We start from the raw sequence: 13,284 nt of genomic DNA on the forward strand, positions 1-13,284 counted from the left end.
CTAATCCCTAATCCTTTAATCCCTAATCCTTATTCTCACTCCTTCATTCTGTCCACATACATATTATACAGTTCTTCCACCTTCGGCTCGTAGATTTCGGCGAGCTTGGAGTTGTACTTCTTCATGGCCTTCACCTCGGCATCGAGTACAGCCCAGTGGTATTCAAATTCACGGGTAGAAATCATGAAGCGGTTGTCGTCCAGGCTCAGATACCAGGTCAGGTACTCTACAGCCTTGTCAGCAAGGGCTTTCATCATCTCGTCCGCCTTGGCGGTTTCGCCCAGTTGGTAGTAGGCTTCCGCCATCTGTACGGCACCGTTCTGCCAGTCGTAAGGCACGTTGTAGGCGGGAATCATCTTTTCGGCATAGTCCAGGGCGGCTTTTGCCTTGTCTTTCTTGCCCTCACGCATCAGCTGCTGCACGAGTTGGGAGAAGATGCGACGGTGAGAGTGACACATGCGCATGGCGTTCTCGTCGATATAGATGCCCGGCTTGTCGATGCCACCGAACTTGAACTTGTTCATCAGGTTGTCGTACATCTTTTCGGAGTCTATTGTCACGCCCGTCTTACTGGTGTCGAACGGAGTGAAACGATAGGCAAGACCTTCCTGAACGAAGTGGTTTTCCATATTCAGCTGGTTCTCCCTGCCTACGCTGACAGCGATATAGATGGGGCGTTCCCAGTTGGCCTCGCTCAGCATTTCGAGCATCATCAACTCGCTCTTGTAGAGGGCGCGTTTGCCTTTCAGCGAAATGTGCATGTAGTCGGGGATTGAGTCGCCCGGTATCATCATGCCGCTGCGGCGCACGGCTTCCTTGTCTACCTTGATGACGATGCTGTCGGTAGGAATCACCTTCAAGTCCTGATTCTTGTTGCGCACCCAGTTCTTGAGGATATTCTTTAGCTCATACGGGTTGTCACCGAATTCTTTCTTTACATTGACTAGTGCTTCGGGATTACCGTCCAGTGCCTGCTTCTCGGCTTCGGCATAGAGCTGGTCGATGCTTTTCTTGTACTCAGGCTGGATGGGGACGTATTCGTTGGTGCCTTCTACGTACTCCATACGGTCCCAGGTGATGGGGAGAGAAGGACTGTCGTAGGCGGGGCGCTTCATCTGGTCGATGTACCAATCGGTCTGCAGGTACGAGAGGTTGCAGGTACGGGCGTCGGTACGGAAACCTTCGGTCTCCTGGTTGTACCAGAGGGGGAAGGTATCGTTGTCACCATTGGTATAGATAATCGGGTTGCCACTTTCTTGCAAGGACATCAGGTAGTTCTGGCCGAAGTCGCGTGCCATGTAGCGGTCGCTGCGGTCGTGGTCGTCCCAAGTCTGGCTTGCCATCTGCACGGGGACAAAGAGGCAGGCTACGGAAACGATGGCGGCAGCAGGCAGTTCCTTCATCTTGGCATAGTCTTGAAGCAGACGGACGAGTCCTGCCACACCCATACCAATCCAGATGGCGAAGGCGTAGAACGAACCGGCGTAGGCATAGTCACGTTCGCGCGGTTGGCTCGGAGTCTGGTTCAGGTAGAGCACGATGGCAATACCGGTCATGAAGAAGAGGAAGAAGACCACCCAGAATTGCTGGATGCCTTTCTGCCCACGGTAGGCTTGCCATAGCAGGCCGATGATACCCAGCAGCAGGGGTAGGCAGTAGAATACGTTGTGTCCCTTGTTGTCTTTCAGTTCCTGAGGCAAGAGGCTCTGGTCGCCCACCAGCCAGTTGTCGATGAACGGGATACCGGTAATCCAGTTGCCGTGTTCAATTTCTCCGCTGCCTTGTATGTCGTTCTGGCGTCCGGCGAAGTTCCACATGAAGTAGCGCCAGTACATCCAGTTGAGCTGGTAGGAGAAGAAGAACTTGATGTTTTCCCACTGTGTGGGCATGTTTACCATAATCATGTTGCCGCATTTGTCATAGGGCACATCGTAACCCTTGATGTCCTGCCAGGCATGGTATTGTTGTGTATGGGCACTGCTGTACATACGCGGGAACAGCATGTTCTGGGCGTATTCGTACTCAATGCGTCCGGGGATTTCGATGTACGAATCCTTTTCGTCGGGCGTAGCTTTCTCCTTGCGGATGAACTTCGTGCCGTTGTACTTGATGCGCGGTTCGCAGTAACCGTCTTTCACGTCCAGTGCCACTTGCGAGGAGAAGGCAGGGCCATAGAACAGCGGGCGTGTGCCATACTGCTCGCGTCCCAGGTATTCGCCCAGTGTGAAGATGTCTTCCGGAGAGTTCTGGTCCATCGGCGTGTTGGCGGTGGAGCGGATGACGATAAGTGCATACGAGGAATATCCGATGACAATCATCATGGTGCAGAGCAGCGAGGTGTTCAGCGTGCGTGCCGATACGCGGAATTTCTCTTTGACGGCTGCCTGCGTCTTCGGACGGAGGTAGAGCCACAATGCGGCAATGACAATGACACCGATAACTACCGAGCTGGTACCGTGTCCGTAGAACGGGATACCCAGCATGGCGATGGTGAGTATGAACGAGAGTGCCATACGTGCCTTGTTGCGTTCGGTATAGCTTTCGTAGATACCCCAGATGAGGCAGGCTGCCAACAGGATGATATATACGATGACACCCGTGTTGAAGGACATGCCCAGCGTGTTGACGAAGAGCAGTTCGAACCAGCCGCCCACTTTCACGATACCCGGCACGATGCCGTAGAGTACGGCTGCTACCAGTATGCCCGAAGCGAGCAATGCCAGCAGGGAGCCTCGGGCATTGGCGTTGGGTACTTTCTTGTAGTAGTATACCAGTACGATGGCGGGCAGGCAGAGCAGGTTCAGCAAGTGCACGCCGATACTCAGACCGGTCAGGTAGGCAATGAGAATCAGCCAGCGATCACTGTGAGGCTCGTTGGCAACGTCCTCCCATTTCAGTATGAGCCAGAATACGACGGCAGTGAACAGTGAGGAGAAGGCATACACCTCGCCTTCCACAGCGCTGAACCAGAAGGTATCGCTGAACGTGTAGGCAAGTGCGCCCACCAGACCGCTACCCATGATGGTAACCATCTGGCCGCGTGTGATATTGTTTTCGTCTGTCACCACAAGTTTGCGTACCAGGTGCGTGATGCTCCAGAAAAGGAACAGGATACATGCGCCGCTCATCAGCGCGCTCATGTAGTTCACCATCTTGGCAACGGTGGAGGCATCGGAAGCAAATTGTGAGAATAGGTTGGCTACCAGCATGAAGAACGGTGCGCCGGGCGGGTGTCCTACTTCCAGCTTATAGCCGGTGGTGATGAACTCCGGGCAGTCCCAAAAGCTTGCAGTAGGTTCGATGGTCATGCAGTAGACCGTCGCTGCAATGAGGAAGGTAATCCAGCCTACAAGGTTGTTTACGGTTTTGTACTGTTTCATTCAGATGAAATTCGTTATTATTCAGTTTTGTTTTTTACAAGCTGTTTTGCCATCGCTTAGTCAACGTATTGGCATATATGGGCGCAAATATAATGATTTCGCTTCTAAATAGGTGACAATAAGCAGCATTATTAGGATAGGTTAAGGGATTTGCTGCATCTATAGATGCAGCACGGTGGAAGTATAGATGCAACGCGGTGGATATATAGATGCAACAATGATGATTCTATAGAGGGAATATCCGGCCGATAAAAGGGGATGCGGAAAGGAAGTATCTTCCTTGCTTGTTTAGATGAATCTTTCGTTTATAACCGAAAATCTAGCCTTTTTCATAAACTTTTTAGGTTATGGACGAAAGAATTGATGGACATATTCGTTTATAACCGAAAATTATGAGAAGCTGGTTGTTTCGCTTGATGATTTCTGTCTGCCGCCCAATGAAGGAATACGGCATGTGCGGACGTGGGAACTGCATGGGTTGTTGTAAAAGATACTGAAAGACAGAAATATCCCTATAACATTGACAAAAAGTAATGCTTTTCCCGGTTTTCCTGCCGCACTTGGTTTTATAGAAGAACGAATTTGGGATACATTGTGGATATTCGGTTCATAAAGATGCGTTCTTTTTGCATATTCTTCCGCTTTTATAGGGTTTCTATGCAGAAATTGGCTACACCTTTAAGCTAAAAAGAGTATACCATTTTACTAAAAGGGGAGTTACGTTTTAGTAAAATGGTAACTTTGTTTTAGTAAAACGTTCTTTTGCTTTTGCCTTTTCGGTGTATTCGGGCTTTCGGAGAGGTGATTTCGATTTATTGGAAGGGCGTGTGTTTCGGTACAATGCTTATAGCCTGATGTTTACGGATTTCCGCTCTCGTATTTCTTGCTGTGTGGGTAATGGGGCGGAAATACGGGATTCTCGTGCGATAGAAAATACAAAGTGTCAGAATGACAAAATCATATTTATCTTCTGTAGGCATCAGCCTTAAAAATACTTTCCAATCTTTTTCTTGTTTTCACTCTTTATCGTTAAATTTGCCATCGAAGCAAGGAAGTGTCCTTAGTTTCAATATTTTTGTGAAATGATATTGTAAGAAGCGTTGTGCTTCATTCTTGTCTTTGAGAACCTGAGAAATTTTCATCGAGTGAACAAGAATGGCATGGACTGCTCCTGCGCTGGTTTCGGCGTGGGTCTGCTGTCTGTTCATTTGTTTACTCGGGTTTTCTCAGGACCTTCAAAGACGATGAATAGCACGCAGTTCCACGCTGTCTTTTTTTAATATCCTCGGAGGAACGCGAGGCTAATACTATTTGGTTATGATTCTATTTAGAGCGAATTCTACAAGTTCCATTTATGTACGTTTGTTGTTCTCAATGGTAGCCTTGTGTCTATTAATTACTTTTGGCAGTTGTTCGGATGATGATGCTCCGGCAGAGATTACTCCTAATCCTGATAGTGAAATTTACTTTACCGGAAGCTTGGATTTCACTTCGGATAGTGGCGAAGCGATTCTTTCTTTTACAACCAATAAAGATTGGTCGATAGATGTTTCACAGTCAGGCGGTGATGTCAGTTGGTGTACGGTGTTCCCCAATAAAGGGAAAGCCGGGGAAAGCCAAGTATCGGTTAGAGTGGCAAGAAATGAAGGAGTTGATGACCGTAATGTGGTATTGAACTTGACAGCTGGTGACTTGACTAAGAGTATCGTAGTAACGCAGAAACAGAAAGATGCTATTACTCTGACTACTGCAAAGTTTGAAGTAGATAAGAATGGAGGAGAAATTCAGGTAGAGGTAAAAGCAAATGTTTCCTATGAAGTTGTTATTCCTGAGCAATACCAGAGTTGGATACGTGAAGGTTCTGGCTCCGGGCAAATAATTATGGGCGATAAAGGGCATAATCAAATGCACGAACCTGCCACAAGAACTGACATGGATAGAACCGTGCGGAAGTTTTACATCAGCAAGAGCGAGGAATATGATAAACGCGAAGGAGAAATCATTTTCCGAAGCGGTGAATTGGAGGAAGTCTTGAAGGTATATCAGACAGGAGGAGGCATTTTATTGTTGACTAAGAATGAATATACCGTTTCTGATAAAGGAGAACAAATTGTCGTAGAACTGAACAGCAATTTTGACTTTGATGTGAAAATGCCGCAGGTAGATTGGATTACCACAACCGCAACGAGAAGTGTTTCCAGCCATACGCTTTATTATACGATTGCTCCTAATGGAACTTATGGTAAGAGGGAGGCTGAAATTATCTATTATGATAGGAATGATAAATCTGTGGCAGATACGTTGAAGATTATCCAGGTGCAGAAAGATGCGATAATGCTGTCGCAGAAAGAATATTCAGTAGGAATGGAAGGTGGCACTATTCGGATAGAAATAAAAGCCAATGTTGCCTATGAAACTTTTATTCCTGAACAATATCGGGGTTGGATTCATAAAGGAACTTCTACTCGTGGGCTTTCTACCTCTAATCTTTCGTTCATTATTGATAAAAATAACGAGTACAATAAACGTGAAGGAGAAATCATTTTTCAAAATGGTAAACAGAAAGAGGTTTTAAAAGTATGTCAAGCTGAAAGGGCTTTTTTGAATTTGATTAAAAATGAATATACAATATCTGATGAAGGCGGACGAATTGCAGTAGAGCTAAATAGTAACTTTGACTTTGATGTGAGAATGCCACAAGTGGATTGGATTACTGTAACCACAACAAGAAGCGTTTCCACCCATACACTTTATTATATGATTGCCCCAAATGAAGCTTATAATAAAAGAGAGGCTAAAATCATCTATTACAATAGAAATAATGAAGGTTTAGCGGATACATTGAATGTTGTTCAACAGGGAAAATCAGTTTTGGAATTGACATTAGAAACGGCTGGTTCCTTAAAAAGAAAAATGGAAATATTGAATATTGATTATTTAAAGGTTAAAAAAATTGTCCTTGAAGGTGATATTAACGGATCTGATATCAGGCTGATTAGGGAAATGGCTGGTGTGAATTATATAGAGAAGGAAACAAATGGTGTTCTTGAATATTTAGATCTCACTAATGTTAATATAGTGGAAGGAGGCGAAATATATTGCTATCCTGATTCTTATAAACCAGGGACTCTTGATAAATATGAGGATTGCTATACTAAAAATAATGTTATTGGGAATTGTATGTTTCGTAAATGTAAATCTCTTAAAAAAGTATTATTGCCTTATTCTTGTGTAAAGATAGAAAATGAATCTTTTGCTTATTGTAAAAATCTTATTGAGGTTAAACTATTTGACAATGTAGCGACTATTGGAGGATTTTGTTTTTATTCATGTTCTCTTCTACAGAAAATAAATTTACCGAATTCTATTAAGATGATTGGTGATTCTACATTTAGTAATGGTTCTACATTTAGTGGTTGTTCTTCTTTAGAATCTATTGATTTGCCAGATAAAATTACTTGCATACATGCAAATTCATTTAGCTATTGTTCTTCTTTGAAAGAAATAGTGATACCGAAATCAGTAACATATATTGAAGGATATGCTTTCGCATATTGTTCAAATTTAAAATCAATTATTGTTTCTGATAGTGTTACGGGATTTCCAGAAACTACATTTTATGATTGTACTTCCTTGGAAAAAATCATATTTGGTACTGGATTAAAAACGGGTGGGGTATTTTGGGACAGTAAATATATTAAGGAAATACATTGTAGGTCAACTATTCCTCCTTCAATAATCGGTTTTAATAATGAGGTTTATAATAATGCAACATTGTATGTCCCTAAGGGGTGCAATGAAGCATACCATACAGCAATAATGTGGAGAGAGTTCAAAACTATAGTTGAGGAATGAATTGATAATTTGTTGTACTATCAAAAGGCGTACTATATGGGAATAATATCTTTAATAATTTCGATTATCTCTATAAGCATATCGGTTATTGTCACCGGAATTCCATTTTATTGCAAATATATAGAAAAGAAAACAAAAATAGCATTGATTGCTTGTGATGGAGTAATCAGGGATGATATGATACGTATTGTGGTTACCTATGTAAATAAGAACTGGCAAAATGCAGTAATAACCAATAGCTATATTGCCCTTTGCCATCCTAAGTTATTAAATGAGTTTACGAAATTGAATCATGCATATAGTTGTAAGCCATTTAATCCAGTTGCGATAACGGAGAAAATGCATGCGTCTATCGAACTTGAATATTCTTTATCAGAGTTGAAAGAAGTGGATTTGGAAAATGCAGATGTGTATGTACATACTGAATATATAGATTCTCAAGGCCAGAGGCTGTCTGATAGTCATAGGATAGGAAACCTGTGCATGAGTGGAATAAGTACTAAGATGGTCTTAATAGAGTCTACTATATATGAGTTACAAGGAAGAAGTATTTTAATGTCTATGAAACTTTAGTTGTTGGCGTGAGCAGGAAGCATCACTTCCTGCTCACGCCCTTTCTCGCATTTAGCAATACTCCCTTCTGAACCAAAGCTCGAATATAGGGTCGGAGAAAGCATACTTGTTTCCTTCTTTCTCAATGAAATCACGTTCTGTCAGCATACGCTTGTTGCGTGTGATGGTCTGTGCACTGCCCAATTCATATTTCCGCACTACGGGGATGGAGTTGAAGCGGTATTCACCGTCGGCTACAGCACGAAGCATGGCAGTTTGGGCAGCAGTCAGGTTCTCGGTGTCGTTCATGAACATAGGCATGTTGGTGTCTATCAGTTGGCGGGTACGGATTTCGATAATCTCATCTGTCACTTTTTCAGACGTACCGCTCCAGATGAAATAGCACAACTGTTGCAAATACCACGAATGGCATTTCACGATGTCGCACAGTTGTTCTGCTTGCTGTTCGCTGATTTCTTTGTTCGTCCGGTGGAAGGCATTGACGATGAAGGGCACCCATTCCTCTTTCTTTATCTTTTGCAGGAACAGTACTTGTCCGAAGCGGTAGAAGGGGTTAGAAGAATTGTTGAAGATATCCATCATCATATGCCGCTTGCTTCCGTAAAAGCAATAGGAGACTTGTTGCTGCTTCTGCCAGGCAGAGCGCATTTTTCCCTCCATACTTTTGTAGCCGGGTAGTAGTGCCAGTTGTTGGAACTCGTCGATGCAGACAATCAGGTGTATGCCTTTGGCAGCTGCTATCTTTTCGGGTAGTTCCAGTATCTCCATGACACTTTTTTCTTCCAGTTCCAATTTCAGGTCAAAGGAGAGGGTATCGGTTGGGTCGCTCTTCAATGTGATACTGGGAGAAACGGCTTTAAGAAACTGTTTCACATCTTCAAGCCTCTTTTCAAGGGTGGAGGCGGTGCAAGAAATGACTTCTCGCGCAAAGATGCGGTAGAATTCAGCTTCCGTCTTGATGCTGAATGCATCAATGAAGCAGACACGGATATGCTTGTCTTCTTGTGTCAGTTCGTCCATAGCTACTTTTACAAGCGACGATTTTCCCCATCGGCGCGGTGAAATAAGCATTACGTTGATGCCCGATCCAAGTAATTCTTTCAGTTGCTTTCGTTCTTCTACCCGATTGACGAAACTTTCTTTATCAACCAGTGTGCCGTATTGAAAAGGTGATTTCATAAACTTTCTGTTCTTGATTTAATGACAAATATACAAATTATACATCAATGTATAATACATCAATGTATAATTTTGTTTGAGCACATGTGCAAAAACACCCACTTTTTGCACATGAAACGGAGAACGTGAGCAAAAAAGCCTTATTTTTGCTCGCGTTATTGATTCCGAATATAATGTTAAATACAAATATACTATGAAAAGTAAGGTTCTTGCATTGATTCTATTATGCGGTGCCGCCTCGTTGGGCGCCAAAGTAAAACTGCCTGCACTGGTGGGCGACAACATGATACTCCAGCAGCAGACTGAAGTGAAACTGTGGGGAACGGCTGCTCCGGAAGCCGAAGTACGCGTTACGCCTTCGTGGAACGGACAGACAATGACTTGCCGTGCCGATAAGGATGGCGGTTGGACGCTTGCCGTGGAGACTCCGGCAGCAGGATACACGCCTTATGAGATAACTTTTGATGACGGAGAAAAAACTACGTTGAAGAATATCCTAATCGGTGAAGTATGGCTTGCTTCCGGCCAGAGCAATATGGAAATGCCCCTGAAAGGTTTTGCTGGCTGTTGCATCATGAACGGAGCGGATGACATCATAGTTTCTGCCGAGAATAAGGGGGTGCGTATGTTCACCGTTCCCAAGCACCAGACTTATGAACTGCAAACCGACTGCAAAGGTAGCTGGAACATATCTTCCATAGAAACCGCACCCGATTTCAGTGCGACGGCCTACTATTTTGCCACTTCGTTGAGCCGTGCCCTCCGGATTCCGGTCGGCATCATCTGTAGCGCTTACGGTGGATCCACTGTAGAAGGTTGGATAAGCCGTGAACTGCTGGAAAACTATCCAGACATATCTCTCAACCCCGATTCCATCGAACGCCTGCATCCCATGCTCCGCCCCATGCTGATGTACAATGCCATGCTGAAGCCGCTTCAGAACTATACCATCAAAGGGTTCATCTGGTATCAGGGAGAGTCGAACGTAGGTCGCCATGAAACATATGCCGAACGCTTGGCCGACATGGTGCAGCTGTGGCGCAAGGAATGGGGGCTGGGCGAATTGCCTTTCTACTTTGCCGAAATAGCGCCGTACGCCTATGGAGGTACCCAGCAAGAGAAAGCTGCTTACCTACGTGAAGCGCAATTCCGTGCCCAAAGCCTGATTCCGAACAGTGGTATGATTTCGACAAACGACCTTGTAGAGCCTTATGAGATGTACAATATCCATCCCCGCAACAAGACAAAGGTAGGTCAACGCTTGAGCTATCTGGCATTGAACCTTACCTATGGATTGAAGCAGATACACTGTTTCGGCCCACAATATAAGTCATGGACTGCTAAAGGCAGTGAAGCATGGGTTTCCTTCGACCATTTGGAAATGGGTATCTGTCGCAACTATGACCTTCGCGGTTTCGAAGTGGCGGGTGAGGACCGTGTGTTCCATCCTGCCGACAAAGTATGGCTGCACTGGCAGACGAATGAAGTGGTAATCTCTTCAGAAAAGGTATCCCATCCCGTCAGCGTGCGCTATTGTTTCCATGATTTCCAGATTGGTACGATGATCGGTGGGAATGAACTGCCTACCATTCCGTTCCGTACGGATAATTGGTGAAAGAGTGAAAAGTATATAAACACTTTCATTATACTATAATATTGGGCGCGGGTTACGCGGAATCCACGGATGCAGTAAACTAAATCCGTGTAATCCGCGCCTAAAAGAAAATATCCAGAGGGTTTTGTTCCCCCTCTGTCTTTTATTGTTTCAGCAACTGTTCTGCTGCAAGTACCAGGAACATATAGTGGGACGAACCTCCTCCCAACACATACTCAGTCTGTTGCCAGAGGAACGGGAACGTCAGGAGTTCCGGGAAGTCGGGACGGATAAGCGCCGTACCGGAAATGACTCCACCGGGAATGTACGACCAGTCTGCGCGGTTCAGTCCGTAGCCTACAGTGGCTGATTGTGCGCCGACACCCGAGGCGAAGGAAGCCTGGTTGGAGCCCGGGTGGCATCCGAGAATGAAGTTGAGGGCATTGAATACCGGTGCTTTCGGGAATATTTCCGGATAGGCGGTTGTCAGGAAGTAGTGCTGGAAGCCGAAACGCTGTATATCCCAGCCTGCACCCCAGATGTTCGGACGGTAGGGAACGCCATAGGGAGTCTCCTGCACTTGTTTGTTCAGTTCTTGTTCATATCCGGTCAAAGCTTTGCGGAAAGCTGCTGAAAAGGCTTTGGCTTTCTTGTTCTTCATCTGTGCGAACAGTTTTTCCACACGTGCCGTGTACCAGCCGATGCGGCCTATCTGCTTGATGATGAGCTCCTGGTTGTCCAGAATGAAGTCCATATAGGGTTGTTCGCCGGTGGTGAGGTACAGCTCTACGGCTGCCTGCACTTTGGGGAACAAGGCTCTGTTGTTGCCGCTTCCGGTAGAAGCATATACTTTGCGAGCAATGTCGAGGCAATGCACACTCAATGTATCATTGAAACCTTTCAATACACGTGATACGGCAGCCAGCTGGGCAGCTGTCGACAGTTCCCGTCCGGGGTTATCCTCCGTAAATATCCAGCGGTCGTCTTCATTACCGATTTTCCCGTCGGTCATGGCGGCGGCATCACCCAGAAGTACGTACTGGCGCAGGTCGTTGCAGATGATTCCCCGGTAGAGACGTCCCAGTGCCAGGTAGCCGTTGACTACCGTAAGGGCGCCGTTCTCTACTTGTTGCAGCAAGTCATTCTTACCGTCGGGCTGGTGGATTTCCGTCACACGGTTTATCTGGTCGATGGAAGTCACGTCGAGATTCGGGTGGAAAGCTTCGTAGGCCAGTGCCAGGATATAGGATTCTCCGGCTTGGGATTCGATGCGGAGGTCAAAGTCTCCGGCATCGTGCCAGCCGCCTATGTTCACTCCGGGAACCACTTCACCCGGTTTGAACTTGGACAGGCCCTCTTTCTGGTCGTAGCCGTCGATATGATTGTGTGCCGGTGCCATCTGGGCATCGTCCATGTGGCAGCAGTCGTGCCATACGCGGTATTTTTCGTTGACGCGCATGTGGCACATCTGTACGGGAAGGAAGTATTCCAGTACGGGTTGCCATACGCCACGGGCATATACGTCATTGTCGATGCGGAAGATGGGAGACACGGAGGTATTGTATTTAATCTTATAAAGCCCCGGTTCCTTTACATCTGTGAAGTTTACTTTCAGATAGTTATACCTCAAGAATTTACCCCAGTTGGCAGGAGTGACGTTCTTGACAACCTTTTCGCCGTCGGCATCAATGCGGATGATTTGTGCCGTTTCCTTTCTGTTGTCACGTATATCCATTTCGATGACGGCTTCCTTGTCCTGAGTGGGATGATAACCTATCTGTGAAGTCTGGATAACCGGCTGATACATCCAGTCGGCCACTACGTTCGGAGTGATAATCCATTTGACGGCACCTTTGGTGACACCCGGTTTTATGTTGCTGCGCAGTACGAACCAGCCGTTGTTGTGGTTCATACGCCCGTCAAACAGTTGCAGGTCACCGCTCAATGATTCGATGGTAACTTTGTTGTAAGGGTCATCGGGCCGGGAGGTGAACTTGGTTCCTTTGGCATAAGGTTCGCTGATGATGTCGTCTGCCACAATCGGGCTGTAACCTTTTCCTATCAGTTTGTCCATGTCTGCCAGCGATTTTTTGCCGTCATGGTAGTTTCCTGTATGCAGATAGTTGGGCTGGGTTGTCATCAGGGGGGAGTTGGGCTGTTGCGGGAAGATGCCGCTCTGACCGTCCATAATCCAGGGCTTGCCGAAGAGGGAACCCGGGAAGAATTCAAGGTTGAAGCCCACTTTTCCGATGAATTCCTGGGGAATGGGGCGGTCAAGATCTACGGTCACCTCTATGTTTTTACCTTTGCTTTCCACGTTTACCGTATATATAAGGTGGAGGTCCGGGTAAATCATCGGGTTGAATCCGGTGAGATGGCGTGAGGAGTCGGGATAGCACAGCGTGGCGGTGATGCTGTTGTCACCAAGCTTCCGGTCGAGCTGTTTCGGTACGGGTTGCCATTGTCCGGGCGTGGCTTCCAGGCGGATGTCTCCGTTTGTTGCCACACGGTGTCCGTTCATGATGATGCATACCCCTCCCTGGTGTCCTTCGGGATAGATGTCATCAAAAGCCATGACGTCGACTCCCTGGTTCTTGAAATAACCGGAGGATGTCAGCTTGAAGTCTTGCGCATGCAGCGTACTGCTGCCGCAAAGCAGTGCCAAGACTGATGCAAATAGGAAATGTTTCTTTCTCATAGTAT

7 protein-coding genes are annotated in these 13,284 nt (G+C 46.1%); 3 read left to right on the forward strand and 4 right to left on the reverse strand.

Annotated elements, in window-relative coordinates:
* Positions 1-35 precede the first annotated feature (35 nt).
* Together DW896_RS11675 and DW896_RS11680 are read right to left on the reverse strand one after the other, a co-directional pair.
* Complete coding sequence (locus tag DW896_RS11675) at positions 36-3,380, reverse strand: DUF2723 domain-containing protein (RefSeq protein ID WP_005831023.1); 3,345 nt, start codon at positions 3,378-3,380, stop codon at positions 36-38.
* A 1,016-nt stretch (positions 3,381-4,396) separates the two neighbouring features.
* Positions 4,397-4,588, reverse strand: a complete 192-nt coding sequence (locus tag DW896_RS11680) for a hypothetical protein (protein ID WP_034529228.1) — start codon at positions 4,586-4,588, stop codon at positions 4,397-4,399.
* 109 nt (positions 4,589-4,697) lie between these two features.
* Between DW896_RS11680 and DW896_RS11685 the strand changes: the two genes are divergently transcribed.
* Positions 4,698-7,235, forward strand: coding sequence for a leucine-rich repeat protein (locus tag DW896_RS11685; RefSeq protein ID WP_119993278.1), 2,538 nt, complete (start codon positions 4,698-4,700; stop codon positions 7,233-7,235).
* Positions 7,236-7,271: 36 nt separating this feature from the next.
* Positions 7,272-7,808 (forward strand): hypothetical protein, encoded by a 537-nt coding sequence (locus DW896_RS11690; protein WP_009037556.1) that lies wholly within the window; start codon positions 7,272-7,274, stop codon positions 7,806-7,808.
* Positions 7,809-7,859: 51 nt separating this feature from the next.
* Here the strand turns inward: DW896_RS11690 and DW896_RS11695 are convergent, their stop codons facing one another.
* On the reverse strand, positions 7,860-8,987 hold the full coding sequence (locus DW896_RS11695; RefSeq protein ID WP_117713776.1) for an ATP-binding protein: 1,128 nt from the start codon (positions 8,985-8,987) through the stop codon (positions 7,860-7,862).
* A gap of 193 nt (positions 8,988-9,180) precedes the next feature.
* Between DW896_RS11695 and DW896_RS11700 the strand changes: the two genes are divergently transcribed.
* Entirely contained in the window at positions 9,181-10,602 is a 1,422-nt protein-coding gene (locus DW896_RS11700; protein WP_005831010.1) for a sialate O-acetylesterase, read from the forward strand.
* Positions 10,603-10,744: 142 nt separating this feature from the next.
* Here the strand turns inward: DW896_RS11700 and DW896_RS11705 are convergent, their stop codons facing one another.
* Positions 10,745-13,279, reverse strand: coding sequence for a glycoside hydrolase family 9 protein (locus DW896_RS11705; protein ID WP_005834212.1), 2,535 nt, complete (start codon positions 13,277-13,279; stop codon positions 10,745-10,747).
* Positions 13,280-13,284: the final 5 nt, after the last annotated feature.

It is taken from the genome of Bacteroides sp. AM41-16, from assembly GCF_003603495.1.
Classification (GTDB): Bacteria; Bacteroidota; Bacteroidia; order Bacteroidales; family Bacteroidaceae; genus Bacteroides; species Bacteroides uniformis.

Bases quoted from the DNA above. Each gene is read 5' to 3' on its own strand.
- DW896_RS11690 (WP_009037556.1), top strand. From the start codon at position 7,272: ATGGGAATAATATCTTTAATAATTTCGATTATCTCTATAAGCATATCG.
- DW896_RS11675 (WP_005831023.1), bottom strand. From the start codon at position 3,380: ATGAAACAGTACAAAACCGTAAACAACCTTGTAGGCTGGATTACCTTC.
- DW896_RS11700 (WP_005831010.1), top strand. From the start codon at position 9,181: ATGAAAAGTAAGGTTCTTGCATTGATTCTATTATGCGGTGCCGCCTCG.
- DW896_RS11685 (WP_119993278.1), top strand. From the start codon at position 4,698: ATGATTCTATTTAGAGCGAATTCTACAAGTTCCATTTATGTACGTTTG.
- DW896_RS11695 (WP_117713776.1), bottom strand. From the start codon at position 8,987: ATGAAATCACCTTTTCAATACGGCACACTGGTTGATAAAGAAAGTTTC.
- DW896_RS11680 (WP_034529228.1), bottom strand. From the start codon at position 4,588: ATGAACAGACAGCAGACCCACGCCGAAACCAGCGCAGGAGCAGTCCAT.
- DW896_RS11705 (WP_005834212.1), bottom strand. From the start codon at position 13,279: ATGAGAAAGAAACATTTCCTATTTGCATCAGTCTTGGCACTGCTTTGC.